The sequence below is a fragment of the Stakelama pacifica genome, assembly GCF_004361835.1.
Lineage (GTDB): Bacteria > Pseudomonadota > Alphaproteobacteria > Sphingomonadales > Sphingomonadaceae > Sphingomonas > Sphingomonas pacifica.
On record NZ_SNWD01000001.1, the window covers coordinates 487009 to 507087 of the forward strand.

A 20079-nucleotide genomic window follows, 5' to 3' on the forward strand; every position below is an offset into this window, starting at 1 on the left:
ACTATGCCGCTCCGCGCCGGAAACAGGGTGCGGGGCGGCGGTCCACCTGCCTGGCGAGCGCGTTGGGGTTGAGCAGAGTCACGCTGCCGCGCATCGTCCGGATGATCTTGTCACGGCGAAGCGCCTGCAGCGTCCGGTTCACATGCACGTTGGTGAGGCCCAGCACATCGGCCAGACAATCCTGAGTCAGCGGCAGCGAATAGCTGTTATGATCGGTCAGCCCCGCAAGGCTGAGCCGCTCGCCCACTTCCAGCAGAAAATCGGCACAGCGTTCATAAGCGGTCATGCGCCCCAGCCGTGTAATCTGCGCCAGAAGATGATATTCATCCACCTCCGCCGCCACGATATAGGCCGAGTGCAGCGCAGACTCATGCGGCAGGTCCTGCGGATCCGGCGCGTCGCATATCGTCATTTCGGTAAGTGCGACAACCGCGCTGGAACAGGGGCTTTCGGGCGTTCGCCCACAAACAAACTCGCCGGGAAGCAGCAGCGACAAAAGCTGACGCCTTCCGTCCGACAACAGGCGCACCCGCGCGCCCCATCCCGAAAGAACCATGATCGGGCGCTTCACCGCTTCGCCCTCGCCCACCAGTTCACGGCGCGGGGGCACGCTGCGCCGCGTCCGGACGGCATGATCGCTGAGCGCAGCGATATCCCGGGCATCCAGTTCCACCAGCGTGCGCAGGCGGAGGATGACCGGATCGGCCGGCCCCTTCGCGGGCGCTCGTATGTCAGGAGTCGGCGTCGCATAATGGAGTGGGGCGGTATTTTGCATGTCAGCTTCTCCCGAATGCCATGGCAGCCGTTTCGATTCCGGCGCGGTGGCGGTTCACTGCAATCAGGCAGTCCGTTTCGGGCAGCACCCTGACGGCGCCACCGGGGGTCGGCATGGTTGCTGCCGATCGGGGCGTTACGATGAGCACCTCGGGCGCGCGTTCGCCCCGCTATTCCGATCGCGAAGGCAATCAATCCATAGCTTTGTTAATACAGCAGATTTCATTGCGCATTAGCCTGGATCAGTCCGGCACGGCGAACGCCTCTTTAACCGCGACGAAGCAAGCCTTAGGCAAGGATTCGCACCGGCACTGCCTTTGCCGCCGGGGTGCGCGACAGCTGGTCATGATACCATAACGGCATCAGCGGATTGGCTTCGGGATAATAAGCGCCGATACACCCGCGCGGCAGATCGAAGGGCGTGACAGTCAGACCGTCTAGTTGCCGGTGAACGCCATCATCGGCATCGCTCACCAGCGACACCACCTGCCCTTCTTTCAACCCCGCCGCATCCATTTCCTCCGGGCTGATCAGCAGGACATCGCGCGTCCCCTCAATCCCGCGCATCCGGTCAGAATAGCCGTAAATGGTCGTATTGAACTGGTCGTTCGATCGCATCGTGATCAGGCGATATCGGCCCGGCTTCTCCTCGACGCCGAACGCCGTGAGCTGATCCGGGCAGCTGAATTCCGCCTTGCCGCTTTCGGTATGCCAGATACGATCGCGCGCCGGATTGCCGCGGTAGAAACCTCCAGGCTGAAACATCCGTTCATTGAACTGATCGAATTTGCCGGGGTAGGTTTTTTCGATCTGGTCGCGCACCACCGAATAATCGCCCACCCACCGGTCCCAGGGCACGTTCGGATTGGGCGGCAATGTCTCCTTTGCAATCCCTGCGACGATTGCCAGCTCTGAACGCAGATGCTCGCTTGCCGGTGTGCGTTTTCCGACCGAGCCGTAAATGTGCGAAAGGCTGTCCTCCATGCTGACCGATTGCGGCCCGCTTTCCTGCACATCCTCCTCGCTACGGCCGAGACAGGGCAGCAGATAGGCGACCTTTCCATTGATAAGGTGGCTGCGGTTGAGCTTGGTCGCGATCTGCACCGTCAGCTGCATATCGGGCCATGCCGCCTCCATCTGCTCGCGCTCCGGCACCGCCCGAAGGAAGTTGCCGCCTAGGCTGATAAAGCCCTTCACCTTGCGATCGATGATATTTTCGCACGCCTCCACCGTGTTCATCCCCTGATCGGGCGGCGGATCGAAATCATAAAGCCGCTTCAGATAATCATAAGGCACGAGCTTAGGCTTTTCGGAAATGCCGACGGTGCGCTGCCCCTGTACATTGGAATGCCCGCGCACGGGCGAGATCCCTGCCCCGTCCTTGCCGATATTCCCGCGCAGCAGCATCAGATTGACCAGCATCCCGATGGTTTGCGAACCATGGACATGCTGCGTTACCCCCATGCCGTAAATGCCGATCGTCGCACGCGCCTCGGCATAAACCCGCGCGGCATCCTTCAGCGCCTCGCGGGTGAGCCCCGATTCCGCCTCGATCGCTTCCCAGGACGTGCCCCGCGCCTGATCGCGAAACGCCTCGAACCCGGTGGTATGTTGTTCGATGAAATCCACATCGAGCAGGTGGCGCTCTTCGCGCGCCGATAGTTCATCCTCCCATTCGAGGATATATTGCACATGCCCATGATTGCCGCGATATCGCCGCCTGCGCGAACCTGATGATATTGGCAGGAAATCTGCGTCAATTTCGGGGTGAGCATTTCGGTCGGGCTTTGCGGATTCGCAAATTCCATCAGCCCTTTTTCATATACCGGATTGAAGGTGACGATCCTGCATCCCCGCTCCACGGCATTTTGCAGCGGATGGAGAAACCGCGGGCTGTTCGACCCCGTATTCTGGCCGAAAAAGAAGATCGCGTCGCAAATCTCGAAATCGCTGAGGATGCAGGTGCCGACCGGCGAACCGGTGAATTTCTTCAGGCCGACCGACGTGGTTTCATGGCACATGTTCGAACAATCAGGGAGATTGTTATGGCCATACAGGCGGGCAAACAGCGCATAGCAATAAGCGGTTTCAAGGCTCGCCCGGCCTGAGGTATAAAATACCGTCGATCGCGGATCGAGCGCTTTCAGCTCGCTGCCGATATGCGCGAATGCCTCTTCCCAGCTCACCTCGACATATCTGTCGGTCGCATGATCATAGCGCACGGGATGAGTCAGCCGACCTGCCTGCTCCAGATCATGGTCTCGGCATGTTTTGAGCTCGCTGACCGTATGTTCGGCGAAGAATTCCGGCGTAGCGCGGCGCGATGTCTGTTCCCACAAGGTTGCTTTCGCGCCATTTTCGCAAAATTCGAAGACATGCGGCTTGGCGGGTTTGGCCCAGGCGCAGGAAACGCACATGAACCCGCCGGGCTTGTTCTGACGACGCAAAGTTTCCAGCACGGCGGGATTGTCGAGTTCCTTGCCGAAGATGCGCGACATGCCGCGCACCGAACCCCAGCCCCCGGACGGCCCGTCATAATGCGCCGTATCCTTCTCGTCCGCCATCGCGTCTCTCCCGTTGCTGATGGCGTCAAGCGTATCAGGCGCTTCGCGGGCCGATGGTAACCTTGGTTGGGGACGGATGGGAATTGCGCTCGACCCATCCAACATCGGTACCGGTTCGTCGCGGATCACGGTGAGGCGGAGGAGCAGTCGCCCGCAAAAGCCGCCCGAATAACTCCATGATTAACTTCCATTATTTTCTCCGAGTCGTCGAAACCAACCCCCGGCTTTCGCGGTTCCCGGCCCGAACATGCATGGAGAAATGCGATGAATTTTCTAGCTTTTGCTGCAGCAGCGGGCCTGATCGCGGGAATGGCGCTGGCCCCGGCCACCGCCGCCCCCGTAAGCGTTCAGAAAACGGCGAAGTCGGGCAACACCCTCGACTATCTGCGAACCGCCGCATCAAGCGACCAATATGAAATCCAGTCGTCGCAACTGGCGATCAGCAACGATAGCGATCCGGCAATCAGCGATTTTGCCCGCGAAATGATCAAGGATCATCAGCGCACCACGCAGGTGCTGAAACACGCTGCGCAATCGGCAGGGATATCGGCCCCCGCGCCGCGCCTCCTGCCCGAACATACGCAGATGCTGACCGCATTGCGCGCTAAAGGTAGTGATTTCGCAAAAACCTATCTCGCCCAGCAAAAGCAGGCGCATCAACAGGCGCTGCAGCTGCAACGCAATTATGCGCGCAACGGCGATACCCCTGCACTGCGCGAAGCGGCGCAGAAGGCCGCTGCTGTCATTGAAGAACATATCCGCCATCTCGATCGGCTGAACCGGCGCTGATCGCGCCCCGCACGGAGACACAACATGGCTTTCAACCCCTTAAAGGAACGCGGCATTCCGATGGACCGGCAGCTCCGGAACTGGTCCGAACTGAACGTCACCCCGTATGACAGCCGCGACGTTCATCCGTATACCCGCTGCCGCGTGATATTCATGAACGGCATCGAAGTCGAAGCGATCATGAACTCGCATCAGTTCGCGCGCCACACCGCCGACACCGGCATCAAGCAAAGGCTCGCGATGGTCCGGCGCATCGAGCAGCAGCAGCAAAAGGCGGTCAACTGGCTGATCCCGGGCAGCGAAACCACGCTGGAAACCACGATCGGCTATGAGCAGGTCGCCGTCGATCTGACCGGCTGGCTCGCCCGGCAGGAGCCCGATCCCTATCTGAAAAAAGTCTATGAATTCGCACTGCTCGAAGATTTCGACCATCTCTATCGCTATGCCAATCTGATGGACTTGATGGGCGAGACGCGAACCGCCCAGGACATTGTCGGCGATCTGACCGAGATTCTTCCCGGCCGGCCCACGATCTTCCAACATCGCGATCCGCATGACGAACTGCGCCGTCCGATGACGCTGAAGGCCGCCGATACCCAGTCGGTGATGAACGCGCTCACCATCGTCGCTGCCGAACAGCAGACGATGAATTTCTATATGGATCGCGGGAATATTCCCGAAAATCCGCTGGCGCGCGCGCTCTATCTCGAAATCGCCGAAATCGAGGAAGAGCATGTCAGCCATTATGAATCGATCCTCGACCCAACGCTCGGCTGGCTCACCAATCTGGTGCTGCACGAATATAATGAATGCTGGCTCTATTGGTCGTGCATGCAGACCGAGAATAATTCCCGGATCAAGGCATTGTGGGAACTGCACCTCAATATGGAGATCGAGCATCTGCGCATCGCGTGCGAGATGCTCAAGGAAATCGACGGGATCGATCCCGAAAGCTTCCTCCCGGCTGACGGCATGACCGAGCCGCTGCGTTTCGAACCGAACAAGGAATATGTCCGCGATGTGCTCCGCCGCACGGTGGACTGGACCGCATGGGATTCCGAATTTGTGCCGATCGGCGATCTGCCGCGCGATCATCGTTTCTACGATTATCAAAAGGCAGTGAATGCGGGCGGCGTGCCGACCGAACAGGTGATCGAACGGCGCCGCGCCGAACAGGGTAGCGACTATCGCATTGCGACCGAGGGCGAGCATCCCGATCCGGCGCTTCGCCAGGGCGGGAATGGCGACAGCTTTTCCTATGCCCGGGCCGAAGCCGATATCCTCGAAAAACAGGGAGCCTGAACATGGCAGGCGAATTCAAAAACACCGTCGACAAGATGACCGACGCGATGGGCGGCGCTGCCGGCCATATGAGCGCGGCGATGACCAGGACCGCGAACGAATTTGTGCAGGCAGCCGCGACCAGCGATCTGTACGAACGCACATCAGCCGAAATCGCGCTTCGACGCTCGCGCAACGACGATATACGTGCTGCCGCGCAAAAGATGATCGTCGATCACAATACCAGCACGCATCAGCTGAAATCGGCGCTGTCGATGCGCGAGACCAGAGATGTCGAGCATCCAAAAGAGGCGCTCGACAAGCGGCGCGAGACGATGATCCAGCATCTTGAGGAAGCGCCGGACGATTCCTTCGACAGCACCTATCTCGATCAGCAGGTGCTGGCGCATGAAGAAGCATCGTCGCTGATGAAAAGCTATGCGCATGGCGGCGATAATCCGCAGCTGCGCTCCTTTGCCGAAGGAACCGGGCCGGTGGTTGCCCGGCATCTGGAACGCATGAAGACGCTGCGCGCCAATCTTTGAGAGATCGGGCGGCTTTTCCCGGCTGTCCGTACCCGTGCCGGTCGGCGGTTTTCCCTCCGCCGGCCGGTTTTTGTTTATGCCGTGAAGGCCAGACGGTGCTGCAACGCAGGCGATAGCGGCGCGCCATGTTCGACAACCGCACGATTGAACCATTGGCGCCAGGCGGCATAGGGACCGTGCGTTTCAGAATGATTCTGGTCGCTATTGACCCTGTAGCCGCCCCATAACGCCAATCGGATCAGATCGATCTCCTGCTCAGCGGCATTTTCCGGCCAGCGATGATGCGACCCCAGCGCGTCGAAGGGATCATCGTTCGGGGCGATGCGCGCGATCGTGCTCGACCCGCACAAGGTGTGGAACGCGCCTTCGTACACCTCCGCATGCGGCAGTTCGAGCGCATAGCCGCTGACCCAGTCGATCGCGACGCCCTTTCCGATGACTGCGGCGCGCACATCGCCGCGCATGCGTTCGCGCGCCATCCGGACCGTGGCGCGGTCCACCAGATCATCGGCATCGAGCAGCATCAGCAGCCCGCCTCCTGCATCCTTCACCCATTTGCGGATCATCCAGCGTTTCACGCCGGCATCGTCATTGGCCCCGGTCGGAGCGGATCGTGCCGCATTCGCCGCGACGAAGACGAAGCGCTCGTCCTGCCCGAAACCTTCGCGCCAGCCGATCGGCGCATCGTCGCCGACGATGATCACCCGAAAATTGCCGTCCTCCTGCGCCTGCACCGAGTGCAGCGTATCGCGCAGCAGCTGATTCACCCGCTGCCAGTCATTCGCAGCCGCCGCCGAAATCAAAGGAATGCCGAAATAAAAACTGTCTCGCATGAATCTCCTTGCCGATCGGACGCCCGGCGGCCGAGGCACCGTGCATCGCCGTTACCGTTCCGCAAGCATGACACAGGCAAGCCGCCCCGATCCTTAACCGGGATCAGTTCTCAACACTTCAGACGATGTGTCGGAGAGCGCGCGTTCAAACGCACCGCTGAGGCTTTCCGCGGTATAAGGCTTGGGAACCAGCTCCCATCGCAAATCGAGATCGCGGACCAGTTCCTCGCTATAACCGCTGGTCAGCACCAACGGCAGGCCCGGCCAGTCCTGTTCGACCCGTCGGGCAAGCTCGATCCCGGTAATGCCAGGCATCAGCACGTCGGAAAAGACGATATCGACGTGCGCAGAGCGGAGAATATCGAGCGCATCGTCGCCCGATTCCGCCGTGCGCGCCATATAGCCGAGCGATTCCAGCAGATCGACGGCGAATTGCAGCACCGCCTCATTATCGTCTACGACCAGCACCGTCAGATTCCGGCCGTGCGGAACGCTGGATACCGGGCGCTCGACATGCCGCGCCTCGCCCGTGGCGCGCGGCAGCAACAGGCGCACGGTCGTCCCTTCCCCCTGCTTCGATTCGATTTCGGCGCGCCCGCCCGATTGTGCTGCGAAACCGTGGATCTGCGACAGGCCGAGCCCGGTGCCCTTGCCCACCGGTTTGGTCGTGAAAAACGGTTCGAACACGCGCTTCAGCACATCATCGGGGATGCCCGGTCCGGTGTCCGAAAGCGCGATGCACACCAGATCGGGTTCGCCGTCGCTCGCAGGAATATTGGTCGATTCGATCGTGATCGTGCCGCCGTCGGGCATGGCGTCGCGCGCATTGATCGCGGCGTTCAGCAATGCGGTCTCAAGCTGGGTATCGTCGACGCGTACCGTCCACAGCCCGCCCTCGCTTCGCAACCGCACTTCGATCGTATCGCCGAGCGTGCGGGAAAGCATTTCGACAAAGGCATCCAGCCGGATGTTGAGGTCGACCGTTTCGGGCGACAGCGACTGGCGACGGCCAAAGGCAAGCAAATGGCTGGTCAGTTCGGCGGCGCGATCGGACGCGGCAACGATACTGTCGACATAGCGCTTCGCCTTTGCCGGATCGAGCCGGGGATTTTGCAGCAGTTCCGCCGATCCCCGAATGACGGTGATCAGATTGTTGAAATCATGCGCGATCCCGCCGGTGAGCTCGCCAAGCGCCTGCAGTTTCTGCGCCTGAAACAGCGCCTCGCGAGTCTGGTCGAGCTGTTCCTGCGCCAGCCGCTTTTCGGTGATGTCGCGCGTAATCTTGGCAAAGCCGACATGGTTGCCCTGCTCGTCGAAAATAGGATCGAGGACCACATGCGCCCAGAAGCGCGTTCCGTCCTTGCGAAGCCGCCAAGCCTCGCTTTCATATTTGCCTTCGGAAAGCGCGGTCGCCAGTGCGATGGCGGGCACGCCGCGGTCGCGATCCTCCGGCGTGTAAAAGCGCGAGAAATGCTGCCCGACGATTTCCTGTTCGGAATAGCCCTTGATCGCTTCCGCCCCGGCATTCCAGTTGCGAACATAGCCCCCGGTATCGAGCATATAGATCGCATATTCGGTGACCGAATTGATCAGCGTCTGAAATCGCCGCTCGGCGAGATGTGCATCAAACCGTGATTGTTCGGTCATCATCCATAAACGCTAAACGGTGCGATTCGAAAAGGCGATAGCTAGCGGCAGAAAAAGGGCCCCTGCCTTAACACAGTTTAGCGAACGCTTCGGAAGTATACATTTTGCCAAAGGATCCTTCCGTATTTGCGACATTTGTTAAACCCCGGAACAGCTCCGGAAAGACTACGCTTTTGCAACCGGGGATGTTCGCAAAAGACGACGCGCCCCATGGGAATTGCCGGGACTAAGGTTCCGATTGCATCGAAGGGGAACCATTGGGTCAGCTGTTCAGACCTGCCTCCAACACCTGGGCGCGCATCGTGCTCGCCGCGATCATCCTTGCGCCGCTGGGGCTTGCGATTATCGGCGGTGCGGTGGCGCGCAGCGGCTATGCGACCGGCGAGGGCCGGTTCGTCGATCAGGCAGTCCCGTTCAGCCATAAACATCATGCCGGCGAACTCGGCATCGATTGCCGCTATTGCCATACCGGGGTGGAGGAACAGGCGGACGCCGTCGTCCCGCCGACCCATACCTGCATGACCTGCCATTCACAGCTTTTCACCGATTCCGACATGCTCGCGCCGGTCCGCCAAAGCCTTGCGGAGGGCAGACCGCTCGAATGGAAGCGGGTCAATCGCCTGCCCGATTATGTCTATTTCGACCATCATGTGCATGTGAAGAACGGCGTGCCCTGCGCAGCGTGCCATGGCGACGTCCGCACGATGCCGCTGACCCGCCAGACCGCGCCGCTCACCATGGGCTGGTGCGTCGATTGCCACAAATCGCCGCAGGACCGGATCGTCGCCCCGGAGCGCGAATTCGAAGGATCGCCCTATCGGAACAGAACGGCCAAAGATCGCGCCTTTGCAAAGCTGACCATGGCGCGAATCGCCCATAGCGGCAGAAATCTGAGGGATTGTTCGGTATGCCATCGCTGAGCGGCGATCTCGACCGGCGCACCTTGTTGCAGATGATCGCTGCCGGGGCAGCGGCGAGCGTCGCCGGCTGCTCAGCGCCGAACGAGAAAATCTACCCTTATGTGAATCAGCCCGAGGGCACGCTGCCCGGCAGCATCCGGCGCTATGCGACCGCGCTTCCCTTTGCCGGCTATGGCCGCGGCGTCATGGGGCTGGTGACCGACGGGCGGCCGATCAAGCTGGAAGGACTGGCGGCGCACCCGGCCAGCCTGGGCGCGACCGACCTGTTCAGCGAAACCGCGCTGCTCGACCTGTTCGATCCGCAGCGCGTGACCGCGCCCGGCGGGCCGCCCGGCCCCACAAGCTGGGGTGCGGTGGCGCGCACCCTCTATGAACGGCTGCACGGCAGCGACGGGTCGCGGCTCGCGCTGCTGACCGGGCGCATCACCTCGCCGACGATATTGCGCGAACTGAAGGCGCTGCGCACCCGCTTTCCCGCGCTTCGCCATGTCGAATGGGAGCCGATCCACGACGATGCGCTGCTCGCCGGGATCGGACAGGCGACCGGGCGCAGCGCGCTTCCCCGTCAACATCTGGCGGAGGCGGACGTCATCGTGTCGCTGGGCGCCGATCCGCTGGGTCCGGGGCCGGAGCAGATCGCGCTCGCCCGCCACTGGAGCGAACGGCGGCGGCGGCGACCGGCGCCGCGTCTCTATGCGGCGGAGCCGTCGCTGACCGCCACGGGGGCAATGGCCGACCGCCGGCTGAGCGCGTCGCGCGCCGAACTTGCCGCAATCGCGCATCACCTCGCCGCCGAACTGAGCGGCAGCGGGGCGCGCCCCGAACTGAGCAGCGCGGCAAGCGATTTCGCGCGCGCCGCCGCGCGAGATCTCGCTACGGCAAAGGGCCGGGCGCTGCTGCTGGCCGGACACGATCAGCCCGCCGATATGCACGCTTTCGCCGCATGGGCGAACGATCTGCTCCAAGCGCCCGTCGATTACATCGCGCCGATCGCCTCGCCCGCGCCGCACCGCCGATCGCTCGAGGCGCTCAGCGGCGCGATGCATGGCGGCGCGATCGACACGCTGATCGTGCTCGATTCCAACCCGGTCTATTCCGCGCCGCCCGCAATCGACTTTGCAGGGGGTATGGAAAAGGTCGCCTGCACGATCACTGCCACCGCGTTTCCGAACGAGACCGCTGCGCGTTCGACCTGGCGGCTGCCGCTCAGCCATCCGCTGGAGGAATGGAATGACTGGCGCGGGCCGGATGGCACTGCCTCTATCGCCCAGCCGCTCGTACGCCGTTTCTATGACAGTCGCAGCGCCGCCGATATTGTGGCGCTGATCCGCGATCCCGCGGCCGACGCCGACAGCCATGGCCGGGTGCGCGCAAGCTGGGCCGATCTGACCGACCAGGCATGGATTGCCGCGGTGGCGCGCGGCGTGGTCCCGAACAGCGCCGCTCCGACTTTGCCGCACACCGGTGCGACGCGCATTCTGCCCGATATTCCGCAACCGATCGGCCCCGAACTGCAAATCCGCCCCTCGCCCACCCTCTGGGACGGCAGCCATGCGCATAATGCCTGGGTACAGGAATGCCCGGACAGCATCACCAAGGAAGTCTGGGGGGCGAGTGTTCGCTGTCATCCGGCCGATATGGCCGAATGGGACGTTGCGGACGGCGAAACGCTCCGCATCGAAAGCGGCGATCGTGCCGTAACGCTGGCCGCCCGCGCCGCGTCGGGGCAGCGGCGCGGCGTCGTGACGATCCTCACCGGCTATGGGCGAAGCGACAGCGGCCCGGTCGCCAACGGAATCGGCGCCAATGCATGGCGCATGGTCGATGCCGATCGCCTGACATTATCGCCCGCCGACAGCAGCGAAACCGTGGTCAGCACGCAGGCCGTGTTCGCGATCGAGGGCGCGCTCGCCAGCATCTTCCCCATCGTCGCGCCGGGCGAAGCGATGCCCGGAAAAGAGGCGCAGGCGACGCTGCTCCCCAACCACGCCGCCACCGACGCCCCTGCCCAACAATGGGCGATGGTCATCGACAATGATGTCTGTATCGGCTGCAATGCCTGTGTCGTCGCCTGTCAGGCCGAAAACAACGTTCCCGTGATCGGTCCGGAGGAAATGGCGGCGGGGCGAGACATGCACTGGCTGCGCGTCGACCGCTATGAAGTAAGCGCGGAAGGCGCGACCGGTTTTCAGCCGGTTCCTTGCATGCATTGCGAAAAGGCGCCGTGCGAGCCCGTCTGCCCGGTCGAGGCGTCCGTGCATGACAGCGAAGGGCTGAACCTTCAGGTTTATAATCGCTGCATCGGTACGCGCACCTGCGAAGCCAATTGCCCCTATCGGGTGCGGCGGTTCAACTTTTTCGACTATGCCGAACGCTCGGTCTGGGGCGATGAGGATCCGGCATCGGTTACCGCCCAGCGCAACCCCAATGTCACCGTGCGCGGACGCGGTGTCATGGAAAAATGCACATATTGCATCCAGCGCATCTCCGCCGCCGAACATGATGCGGACGCGAACCATCACCCGGTCGGAAAGGTCGTGACCGCGTGTCAGGCGGCCTGCCCGACCCATGCCATCAGCTTCGGCAGCATCGCTGATCCGGCGAGCGAGGTTTCGCGGCAAAAAGAAGATCCGCGCCATTATGCGCTGCTGGAGGAACTGGGGACGAAACCGCGCACAACCTATCTTGCCCGCACGCTGAACGATGGGAAGCGCCATCAAGAGGACAAAGCGTGATGGAGGCGCATGTCCGCGACACCGGCCGGCGATGGACGCTGCCTTCGGTCACCGGTTTCGACCATGTCACCGAAACCGTGCTCACTCCGCTGATGGACCGCCGGGCGAGCCGCAATTACTGGATCGCGTTCGGGATCAGCTTCGTGATTGCCGCGATAGGGTTTTTCGCGATCGGCTGGTCGATCACAGTCGGGCCGGGCTTATGGGGCAATAATACATCGGTCGTCTGGGGCTTTCCGATCGCCAATTATGTCTGGTGGATCGGCATCGGCAATGCGGGCACGCTGATCTCTTCGCTGCTGCTGCTCACGCGCCAGCATTGGCGCGCGTCGATCAACCGCTTTGCCGAAGCGATGACGCTGTTCGCCGTGTCGATGGCAGGCATCTTCCCGATCCTGCATCTCGGGCGCCAGACCTATTTCTACTGGATGGCACCCTATCCCAGCACCATGACGATCTGGCCGCAATGGCGCAGCGCGCTCGTCTGGGATTTCTGGGCGATCCTTTGCTATTTGCTGTTTTCGATCCTGTTCTTCTATGTCGGGCTGATCCCCGATCTCGCCGCGCTGCGCGACCGGCCGGGGCGGACCGGCTGGCGCAAATTCTACGGCTTTCTCGCCATGGGCTGGCAGGGCAGCGCGAAGCAATGGCGCGCTCAGGAACGGCTGCATCGGTCGCTTGCCGTGCTTGCAGTACCACTGGTCTGCTCGGTCCATTCGATCGTCGGGCTGGACTTCGCGGCGAGCCTGACGCCCGGCTGGATCGAAAGCATCTTCCCGCCTTATTTCGTCGTCGGCGCACTGTTTTCGGGCTTTGCCGTGGTCGTGCTGATCGCGCTCGTGCTGCGCTGGGCAATGCAGCTCGACGGAATCATCGTGCCGGCGCATTTCGACGCGATGGCGAAGATCCTCCTCGCCGCCTCGGTGGTGATGGGCGCGTCCTATTGCAGCGAATGGTTCACTGCCGCCTGGAGCGGGGAAGCAGCCGAGCTGCGCATCGTCGATTTCGAATTTAACGGTGCTTACCGGCCGCTGTATCTGGCGATGCTCGCCTGTAATGTGCTCAGCCCACAGCTCTTCTGGGTGCCCCGCCTGCGCACGCATGTGCCGACGCTGATCGGCGTGTCCCTGGCGGTGTTGATCGGCATGTGGCTCGAACGCATCCTCATCATCATGGAGACGCTGTCGACCGGCTATATGCCGAGCTTTTTCCGGCTCTATTCGGCGACGTTCGTCGATTTCGCGATCCTTGCCGGAACGCTCGCTGCCTTTGTCTGGCTCTTCCTCGTCTTCGCCCGGATCATCCCGGTCTGTTCGCTCTACGAAACGCGCAAATTGCTCGCCAGCGAGCGGAGCGCGCAATCATGAGCCATGTTGCCATCGCGCTTGCCCGGTTCGACGATGAAAGCCCGTTCATCCGCGCGCGCACCCGCGCGCATGCCGAGGGCTTCGATATTCTCGGCGAATGGGGGCCATATGCGTCGGATATCTTCAGCGATCCCGACGATACCCGGCCGATCGTGTGGACGGTCGCGATCACCGGCATCATCGGCGCGGTGGCGATGTTCGCGCTCGCGACCTTCACCACCTATGCCTATCCGTTCAACAGCGGCGACCGGCCTTTGTTCAGCTGGCAGGTATTTCTGATCCCCGCCACCGAATTTCTGGCGCTTGCCGGGGCGATCGGCGGGATGATCGCGCTGTTCCTGAAGGCTGGCCTGACCCGGCTCAACCATCCGGCATTCGATCTGGAAGAAGTCGCGCATGCCTCACGCGACAGTTTCGTGCTTGTGCTTGGCTGCGACAGCGGAAGCCGCGCCAATCTGGCGATCGACCTGCTGGCCCAGACCGGCGCTTTCCACACCCGGCTGGTGGAGGCGTGATGCGTCCGGCTCTGCTCCTTGCGCCTGCGCTCCTGATCGGCGGCTGCGACCTGTCGATGAAGGAACAGCCGCGCTACGACCGGATGGAAAGCCCGCAGCTTTGGCGGGACGGCCCGGTGCGGCAGCATCCGCCCGAAGGAACGATCGCGCAGGGCGATCTGGCGCGCGCGCAGGCGCTCGCCACCCCGCCGCCGCTCACCCGTGCGCTGCTCGACCGGGGGGAACAGCGCTACAGGATTTACTGTTCGGTCTGTCACGGAGCGCGCGGCGAAGGCGACGGGCCGGTGGTGAAGCGCGGCTTTCCGCCCCCGCCTTCCTATCACAGCGCGCGGCTCGAAGATGCGCCGCCGCGTTACATCGTCGATGTTATCACCCATGGCTATGGCGCGATGTACAGCTATGCCGACCGGATCGATCCGAAGGACCGCTGGGTAATCGCTGCATATGTAAAGGCGTTGCAGGCGGCCGGCCCGCGCCGGGAGCCGGGGAAATGATCCGGCCGTGGATGATCGGCGCGATCGGCGCGATCGGGATGGCATTGCTGCTGCCCGTCGCGCCGCATTCGGTCGCGACCGGATGGCGCGCGGCTTTCCTTACAGCGAGCGCACCCATATTCGGCGCGGTGCTGATGCTGATGATCGCGCGGGTGGTGGTGACCGACTGGTCGCCGCTGGCCCCGCTCACGCTCGCGCTGCCGATGATCCTGCTCTTCGGCCTGCTGATCCTGCCCGCGCAATTTGCGGCGGAGGTGCCCGACCATCTCCGGCTCTGGGCAAGTCCCTGGGCAATCGCGCTGCGTACGCTGATCGCGATCGCAGCGCTATGGTTCGCCGCCGCCCGGTTGCGGGGCGGCGCCTCGCGCAGCTTCGCGGCGGTCGCGCTGACGCTCTGGACGATGCTCATCACCTATATCGCCTATGATTGGATGCTGGGCGGCGATCCGGGCCATCCGGCGACGGCGGTCGGCATGATGCTCACTGTCGAGCAGGTCGGTGGCGCCTGCGCCGCGCTGCTCATTCTGGGGCATGGCGAAACAAAGCTGCGGCGCGACCTGTCCTATCTGCTGATCGCTGCCGCTCTTGGCCTTAGCTACATGATTTTCATGGATTATCTTATCAAATGGTATGCCGATCTGCCGAGCCAGGTCGATTGGTATCTGAAGCGCGATCACGCGATGGCACTGCTCGCCGCTGCCGGGCTGTGTTTCGGTCTGTTTGGCCCGATCCTCGCGCTGGTTTTTGCGAGGGGTGAGCAGGGCCGCCGAATCGCCGGAGGATCGGCGCTGTTCGGCCTGCTGCTCATCAATCTCTGGTGGGTCGCCGCCGACTGGATCGCTGCGCTGGCGGCGCTCTTCGGCCTGATCTGGGTGGGATTCTGGGGACAGGCGCTCGGCGCGCGGCGCAGCGGGGAGCAGGCGCATGGCTGACGAACCGCAATCCCGCCACGAAAGCTGGCAGATCGAGCGTCCCGGCCGGGTGGCGCTGGTGGCGATCGCAGTCCCGCTGGTGCTGTTGCTGATCCTCCTCGGTGCCGGGCGCTGGTTCGAAACGACGATCGGCAAACGTACCTTTCGCCCGCCCGAGACCTTTCCCGCCCCCGGCCTCGTGGAAACAATCACTCGCCCGACCGGGGACGGCGTCCCGCCCCGCCCTGCCGGATCCGTACGCGACCCGGAGGTGGAGCTTGCGAAGAACCGACTGCTCGCGAGCGGCATCGAGCATTGGGAGGATGCACCGCAATGAAATGGCTCGCCGCTCTGTCGCTGCTGCTGATCCTCCCCGTTCAACCGGCGTCCGCCCGGCTGAGCCACGCAGACATCGCCGCGGCCGGGATCGATCCGCCCGCCGATGCCCGCATTCCGCGCGACACGCGCTGGACCGATCAGCATGGGCAGAGCGTCCGGCTGGGCGATGTGATCGGTGGAAAGCCAGTCGTGCTGCTCTTCGCCGATTATACCTGCGGCCATGTCTGCGGTCCCGGCATGACGCTGACCGGCGGTGCGCTTGCCGATGGAACGCTCATGCCGGGGCGCGATGTCGCTTTCGTCATTCTCGGCCTCGACCCGAAGGACGGTCCGACGCAGGCGCGCGCCATGGCCGCCGCGCGGCTTAAGGGCCTGCCGCAGGTCGCGCGCGCCGCGCAGCTGCTGAGCGGCGACCGGGAAACGGTCGCGCGTGCCGAACGCGCGCTCGGCTTCACTGCCGTATATGACCCGGCAACCGACCAGTTCGCGCACGATGCCTCTGCCTATATCTTCAACGTGAAAGGCGAGCTGACCGCGCTGCTTCCCGAAACCGCGCTGGTCGCGCCGGTGCTCCACAAAGCGCTGGAATCGGCCGGCGACGTGAAAGCGAAACAGCAACAGGGGATCATCGCGCATATCGCCACCGTCTGTTACGGCTTTGCGGCGGCGCACGGTATATATGGGCGAAGCATCGTCACCGCGTTGCAGATCGGCGGCATGCTGATGATCCTCGGCTTCGGCTTCTTCTTCCTGCGCATGGCGAGGAGGCACCGCGATGCTGCCTGATGCCTCCACCCTCGCCCCGCGCATCGATCATCTGCTCTGGCTGCTGATCGGGCTTTCGGGTGCGATCGTGCTGCTGGTCGTCGCGCTCATCATCGGCTTTTCGATCAAATATCGGCGCGGATCGACGGCGAAGCGAGGGCAATTGCCCGGATGGCTCGCCCGCGATGTCGAAATCGGCTGGACCGCCGCCATCTTCTTCGTCGCGATCTTCCTGTTCTGGTTCGCCGCGACGACCGAAACCTCGCAATATGAAGTGCCCAAAGATGCCATGGAGGTCCATGTCGTCGCCAAACAATGGATGTGGAAACTCGAACATCCCAATGGCCGGCGAGAGATCAACGCGCTGCACATTCCCGTCGGCGTGCCCGTCCGGCTGGTGATGACGTCGCAGGATGTGATTCACAGCTTTTTCGTGCCTGCCTTTCGCATCAAACAGGATGTGCTGCCCGGCCGCTATACCGAAACCTGGTTTCAGGCGACGAGGCCGGGCACCTATCATCTGCTGTGCGCCGAATATTGCGGCACCGATCATTCGCAGATGACCGGCGGCATCGTGGTGATGCCGCGCGCCGACTATGCCCGGTGGAGCGAGGGTACGGACGATACCGGCACGCTGGCACAACAGGGGGCACGCCTCTTCCAGCGGCTGGGTTGTACCGGATGCCACGGCAATTCGGCGCGGGTGCGCGCGCCGTCGCTCAACGGAGTCTATGGCCGGATGCAGCCGATGAACGATGGCGGCTTTCGGCGCGCTGACGAACAATATCTCCACGATTCGATCGTCCGCCCGCAAAAGGATGTGGTCGCGGGCTATCAGCCGGTGATGCCCAGCTATCAGGGGATCGCCAGCGAAGGCGATATCATCCTGCTGATCGCCTATCTCAAATCGCCCGACGGAGGGGATGTGCAATGAGCGAGGGCATCGCCGCGCGCGACCTGACGCGCCCCGACTATCTGCAATATGGCACCACCGTCCGGTCCTGGCTGACCACCACCGATCATAAACGGATCGGCATTCTCTATGCAGTCGCCATCACCTTTTTCTTCTTCCTGGGCGCGGCGGCGATGGCGCTGGTCCGTGCCGATCTGGTAACGCCGTCGGCGGACCTGATCACCAACGATCAGTATAATCGCGCCTTCACGCTGCACGGCATCATCATGGTGTGGTTCTTTCTGGTACCCTCGATCCCGACCACGCTCGGCAATTTCCTGCTGCCGATGATGCTGGGAACGAAGGACCTCGCTTTTCCCCGGCTCAATCTGCTGAGCTGGTATCTGTTCATCGGCGGCGGGCTGCTGACGCTGTTCGCGCTGCTCGCGGGCGGAGTCGATACCGGCTGGACCTTCTACACCCCCTTTTCGACGCTATATTCGAACAGCCATGTGCTGCTTGCCGCGCTGGGCGTGTTCGTCGTGGGATTTTCCTCGATTGCGACAGGGGTGAATTTCATCGCCTCCACTCATTTGCTGCGGGCAAAGGGGCTCACCTGGATGCGGCTGCCGCTGTTCGTATGGGCGATGTACACCACCAGCCTCGTCATGGTGCTGGCGACCCCGGTGCTTTCGATGTCACTGCTGCTGGTGGTCGCGGAGCGCGCCTTCGGCCTGCCGATCTTCGATCCGCGCTCGGGCGGCGATCCCTTGCTCTTTCAGCATCTGTTCTGGTTCTACAGCCACCCCGCCGTGTACATCATGGTGCTTCCCGCATTCGGGGTGGTGTCCGAAATCATCACCTGCGAAGCGCGGCGGCGCATCTTCGGCTATCAGTTCATGGTCTATGCCATGGTCGTGATCGCCGTAATCGGCTTCATGGTATGGGGCCATCACATGTTCGTTTCGGGCCAGTCGGCCTTTGCGAGCATGGTGTTCAGCTTCCTTTCCTTCGTGATCGCGGTGCCCAGCGCGATCAAGGTCTTCAACTGGACCGGGACGCTGTATCGCGGGCAGGTCCGCTTCTCCGCATCGATGCTCTATGCGCTGGGCTTTGTCGGGCTGTTCACGCTGGGCGGGCTGACCGGCCTGTTCCTCGCATCGGTGCCGCTCGACGTGCATCTGACCGATACCTATTTCGTCGTCGCGCATTTCCATTACATCATGGTCGGCGGGTCGGTTTCGGCCTTTTTCGGCGGGCTGCACTTCTGGTGGCCCAAGATTACGGGGCGGATGTATTCCGAACGCCTCGCGCAATTCGCCGCCGTGTCGATGTTCTTCGGCTTCAACTTCACCTTTTTCCCGCAATTCGTGATGGGCTATATGGGAATGCCGCGGCGCTACCATGTCTATCCGCCGGAATTTCAGCCATGGCACGTCATGAGTTCGGTCGGCGCGGTGGTGCTCGGCTTCGCCTATCTCTGGCCGATATTCTATCTTGGCTGGTCGCTGGTGAAGGGGGAGAAAGCGCCCGACAATCCGCACGGGTCGACCAGCCTAGAATGGCAGACCACCTCGCCGCCGCCCAGGGAAAATTTCGACCGGCTGCCCGTGGTCGATGCCGGGCCGTATAAATATCATCCTTGGCACAGCACGCCCGACGAAGTCGAACAATCGCACCGGCCGCAATTGCCATGAGCAGCGATATCGCCCTGCACGACCCCTTCGAGGAACCCGCGCGGCAGCAAGTGGCCGTCTCGTTCGGCATGTGGTCGTTCCTCGCCACCGAATGCCTGTTCTTCGCCGGGATTTTCCTGTTCTACGCCAATGCCCGCTGGCATGGCGGCGAGGCGTTTCTGAACGGTGCGGGCGAAAGCGCGTTCTGGTTCGGAACCGCGAACACCGCAATCCTGATGACCGGAAGCATGGCTATGGCAATTGCGGAGCGCGCGGCAAAGGCAGACATTGTGCGCCTCACACGATGGATGCTGTGGGCGATGCTTGCGCTGGGCCTGCTGTTCCTCGCGGTAAAGGGCGTGGAATATCGCAAGGACCTGCACGAACATCTGTTCCCCGGCCCCGACTTCAAACTCGATTCCGGCCCGGCAGAACAATTCTGGGCCTTTTACTGGGCAGTCACCGCCGTACATGCGGTCCATCTGACCATCGGCCTTGCCGCAACTGCACGGCTGCTATGGATGGACCGGCACGTCAGTCTGCACCGCCATCACAGCACCGTGATGGCGAGCGCGCTATATCTCCATTTTGTCGATATTGTGTGGATCGCCCTCTACCCGCTTCTCTATCTCGCGGGGCGGCAATGAAGGAGGACAGGTTCAGCCACATCGTCCTCGCGCCGCTAAAAAGCTGGGCTGCGATGCTGTTGCTGCTGGTCGTAACGGCGATCTACGCTCAGACTCCTTATCTTCCGGCGAAGCTCGTCGTGAACGTTGTGCTCGCTATGGGCCAGATCGCGCTGGTGGCGACGTTTCTCATGCAGCTTCGCACGTCCCGGATGCTGGTCCGCCTGGCCGCACTTGCCGGACTGATATGGGCAAGTTTCCTCTTTCTGTTCACCTTCGCCGATTTTCTGACGCGATGACCGGAGGCACCGACGCGGTTGCCGAGATGATATTCACTGCCCTCAGCACGCCAGGGTTCGAGATCATCTTTTAACAAGGCCAATGCTCACGCAAATACGGATAAACA

The 20079-nt window shown here is 62.4% G+C and carries 18 protein-coding genes and 1 pseudogene; 15 read left to right on the top strand and 4 right to left on the bottom strand.

Annotated features, from left to right (window positions below; translation table 11 throughout):
* Window position 1: 1 nt before the first annotated feature.
* Both EV664_RS02230 and EV664_RS02235 read right to left on the bottom strand, forming a co-directional pair.
* Window positions 2-775 (bottom strand): Crp/Fnr family transcriptional regulator, encoded by a 774-nt coding sequence (locus tag EV664_RS02230; RefSeq protein ID WP_133494042.1) that lies wholly within the window; start codon window positions 773-775, stop codon window positions 2-4.
* A 287-nt stretch (window positions 776-1062) separates the two neighbouring features.
* Window positions 1063-3338: pseudogene (locus EV664_RS02235) on the bottom strand (FdhF/YdeP family oxidoreductase).
* A 264-nt stretch (window positions 3339-3602) separates the two neighbouring features.
* Between EV664_RS02235 and EV664_RS02240 the strand changes: the two are divergent.
* Genes EV664_RS02240 through EV664_RS02250 form a run of 3 tightly spaced genes read left to right on the top strand, consistent with a single transcriptional unit; the run spans window position 3603 to window position 5953 of the window.
* Window positions 3603-4127, top strand: coding sequence for a DUF4142 domain-containing protein (locus tag EV664_RS02240; protein WP_133494043.1), 525 nt, complete (start codon window positions 3603-3605; stop codon window positions 4125-4127).
* 24 nt (window positions 4128-4151) lie between these two features.
* Window positions 4152-5429, top strand: coding sequence for a ferritin family protein (locus EV664_RS02245; RefSeq protein ID WP_133494044.1), 1278 nt, complete (start codon window positions 4152-4154; stop codon window positions 5427-5429).
* A 2-nt stretch (window positions 5430-5431) separates the two neighbouring features.
* Window positions 5432-5953, top strand: coding sequence for a DUF4142 domain-containing protein (locus EV664_RS02250; RefSeq protein WP_133494045.1), 522 nt, complete (start codon window positions 5432-5434; stop codon window positions 5951-5953).
* A gap of 74 nt (window positions 5954-6027) precedes the next feature.
* On the opposite strand, the gene EV664_RS02255 is transcribed toward EV664_RS02250, so the two are convergent.
* Entirely contained in the window at window positions 6028-6786 is a 759-nt protein-coding gene (locus EV664_RS02255; RefSeq protein WP_133494046.1) for a hypothetical protein, read from the bottom strand.
* Between the two features lie 93 nt (window positions 6787-6879).
* Window positions 6880-8436 carry a PAS domain-containing sensor histidine kinase gene (locus EV664_RS02260; protein WP_133494047.1) on the bottom strand — a complete coding sequence of 519 codons (1557 nt, stop codon included), beginning with the start codon at window positions 8434-8436 and terminating at the stop codon, window positions 6880-6882.
* 254 nt (window positions 8437-8690) lie between these two features.
* Here EV664_RS02260 and EV664_RS02265 point away from each other — a divergent pair, with 254 nt between their 5' ends.
* From EV664_RS02265 to EV664_RS02320, 12 genes are read left to right on the top strand one after another with little or no spacing between them, the layout of a single operon-like run.
* A complete protein-coding gene (locus tag EV664_RS02265) occupies window positions 8691-9353 on the top strand; it encodes a cytochrome c3 family protein (protein WP_133494048.1) in 663 nt (220 codons plus the stop codon).
* Complete coding sequence (locus EV664_RS02270; protein WP_133494049.1) at window positions 9341-12088, top strand: 4Fe-4S dicluster domain-containing protein; 2748 nt, start codon at window positions 9341-9343, stop codon at window positions 12086-12088. Before EV664_RS02265 ends, EV664_RS02270 begins: the two co-directional genes overlap by 13 nt.
* On the top strand, window positions 12088-13455 hold the full coding sequence (gene nrfD / locus EV664_RS02275; RefSeq protein ID WP_188656354.1) for an NrfD/PsrC family molybdoenzyme membrane anchor subunit: 1368 nt from the start codon (window positions 12088-12090) through the stop codon (window positions 13453-13455). The genes EV664_RS02270 and nrfD overlap by 1 nt, the downstream gene beginning before the upstream one ends.
* A complete protein-coding gene (locus EV664_RS02280) occupies window positions 13452-13970 on the top strand; it encodes a quinol:electron acceptor oxidoreductase subunit ActD (RefSeq protein ID WP_133494050.1) in 519 nt (172 codons plus the stop codon). Before nrfD ends, EV664_RS02280 begins: the two co-directional genes overlap by 4 nt.
* Window positions 13970-14464, top strand: coding sequence for a c-type cytochrome (locus tag EV664_RS02285; RefSeq protein ID WP_133494227.1), 495 nt, complete (start codon window positions 13970-13972; stop codon window positions 14462-14464). The genes EV664_RS02280 and EV664_RS02285 overlap by 1 nt, the downstream gene beginning before the upstream one ends.
* A complete protein-coding gene (locus EV664_RS02290) occupies window positions 14461-15396 on the top strand; it encodes a hypothetical protein (RefSeq protein WP_133494051.1) in 936 nt (311 codons plus the stop codon). The genes EV664_RS02285 and EV664_RS02290 overlap by 4 nt, the downstream gene beginning before the upstream one ends.
* Complete coding sequence (locus tag EV664_RS02295; RefSeq protein WP_133494052.1) at window positions 15389-15712, top strand: hypothetical protein; 324 nt, start codon at window positions 15389-15391, stop codon at window positions 15710-15712. Before EV664_RS02290 ends, EV664_RS02295 begins: the two co-directional genes overlap by 8 nt.
* Window positions 15709-16500: a thioredoxin domain-containing protein gene (locus EV664_RS02300; RefSeq protein ID WP_133494053.1), complete on the top strand. Its 792-nt coding sequence runs from the start codon at window positions 15709-15711 to the stop codon at window positions 16498-16500. Before EV664_RS02295 ends, EV664_RS02300 begins: the two co-directional genes overlap by 4 nt.
* Window positions 16490-17413, top strand: coding sequence for a cytochrome c oxidase subunit II (gene coxB, locus EV664_RS02305; RefSeq protein ID WP_133494054.1), 924 nt, complete (start codon window positions 16490-16492; stop codon window positions 17411-17413). The genes EV664_RS02300 and coxB overlap by 11 nt, the downstream gene beginning before the upstream one ends.
* Window positions 17410-19068 (top strand): cytochrome c oxidase subunit I, encoded by a 1659-nt coding sequence (locus tag EV664_RS02310; RefSeq protein WP_133494055.1) that lies wholly within the window; start codon window positions 17410-17412, stop codon window positions 19066-19068. Before coxB ends, EV664_RS02310 begins: the two co-directional genes overlap by 4 nt.
* Window positions 19065-19694, top strand: a complete 630-nt coding sequence (locus EV664_RS02315) for a cytochrome c oxidase subunit 3 (protein WP_133494056.1) — start codon at window positions 19065-19067, stop codon at window positions 19692-19694. The genes EV664_RS02310 and EV664_RS02315 overlap by 4 nt, the downstream gene beginning before the upstream one ends.
* Window positions 19691-19972 (top strand): hypothetical protein, encoded by a 282-nt coding sequence (locus tag EV664_RS02320; RefSeq protein WP_133494057.1) that lies wholly within the window; start codon window positions 19691-19693, stop codon window positions 19970-19972. The genes EV664_RS02315 and EV664_RS02320 overlap by 4 nt, the downstream gene beginning before the upstream one ends.
* Window positions 19973-20079: the final 107 nt, after the last annotated feature.

Bases quoted from the DNA above. Each gene is read 5' to 3' on its own strand.
- EV664_RS02230 (WP_133494042.1), bottom strand. From the start codon at position 775: ATGCAAAATACCGCCCCACTCCATTATGCGACGCCGACTCCTGACATA.
- EV664_RS02240 (WP_133494043.1), top strand. From the start codon at position 3,603: ATGAATTTTCTAGCTTTTGCTGCAGCAGCGGGCCTGATCGCGGGAATG.
- EV664_RS02245 (WP_133494044.1), top strand. From the start codon at position 4,152: ATGGCTTTCAACCCCTTAAAGGAACGCGGCATTCCGATGGACCGGCAG.
- EV664_RS02250 (WP_133494045.1), top strand. From the start codon at position 5,432: ATGGCAGGCGAATTCAAAAACACCGTCGACAAGATGACCGACGCGATG.
- EV664_RS02255 (WP_133494046.1), bottom strand. From the start codon at position 6,786: ATGCGAGACAGTTTTTATTTCGGCATTCCTTTGATTTCGGCGGCGGCT.
- EV664_RS02260 (WP_133494047.1), bottom strand. From the start codon at position 8,436: ATGATGACCGAACAATCACGGTTTGATGCACATCTCGCCGAGCGGCGA.
- EV664_RS02270 (WP_133494049.1), top strand. From the start codon at position 9,341: ATGCCATCGCTGAGCGGCGATCTCGACCGGCGCACCTTGTTGCAGATG.
- nrfD (WP_188656354.1), top strand. From the start codon at position 12,088: ATGGAGGCGCATGTCCGCGACACCGGCCGGCGATGGACGCTGCCTTCG.
- EV664_RS02280 (WP_133494050.1), top strand. From the start codon at position 13,452: ATGAGCCATGTTGCCATCGCGCTTGCCCGGTTCGACGATGAAAGCCCG.
- EV664_RS02285 (WP_133494227.1), top strand. From the start codon at position 13,970: ATGCGTCCGGCTCTGCTCCTTGCGCCTGCGCTCCTGATCGGCGGCTGC.
- EV664_RS02290 (WP_133494051.1), top strand. From the start codon at position 14,461: ATGATCCGGCCGTGGATGATCGGCGCGATCGGCGCGATCGGGATGGCA.
- EV664_RS02295 (WP_133494052.1), top strand. From the start codon at position 15,389: ATGGCTGACGAACCGCAATCCCGCCACGAAAGCTGGCAGATCGAGCGT.
- EV664_RS02300 (WP_133494053.1), top strand. From the start codon at position 15,709: ATGAAATGGCTCGCCGCTCTGTCGCTGCTGCTGATCCTCCCCGTTCAA.
- coxB (WP_133494054.1), top strand. From the start codon at position 16,490: ATGCTGCCTGATGCCTCCACCCTCGCCCCGCGCATCGATCATCTGCTC.
- EV664_RS02310 (WP_133494055.1), top strand. From the start codon at position 17,410: ATGAGCGAGGGCATCGCCGCGCGCGACCTGACGCGCCCCGACTATCTG.
- EV664_RS02315 (WP_133494056.1), top strand. From the start codon at position 19,065: ATGAGCAGCGATATCGCCCTGCACGACCCCTTCGAGGAACCCGCGCGG.
- EV664_RS02320 (WP_133494057.1), top strand. From the start codon at position 19,691: ATGAAGGAGGACAGGTTCAGCCACATCGTCCTCGCGCCGCTAAAAAGC.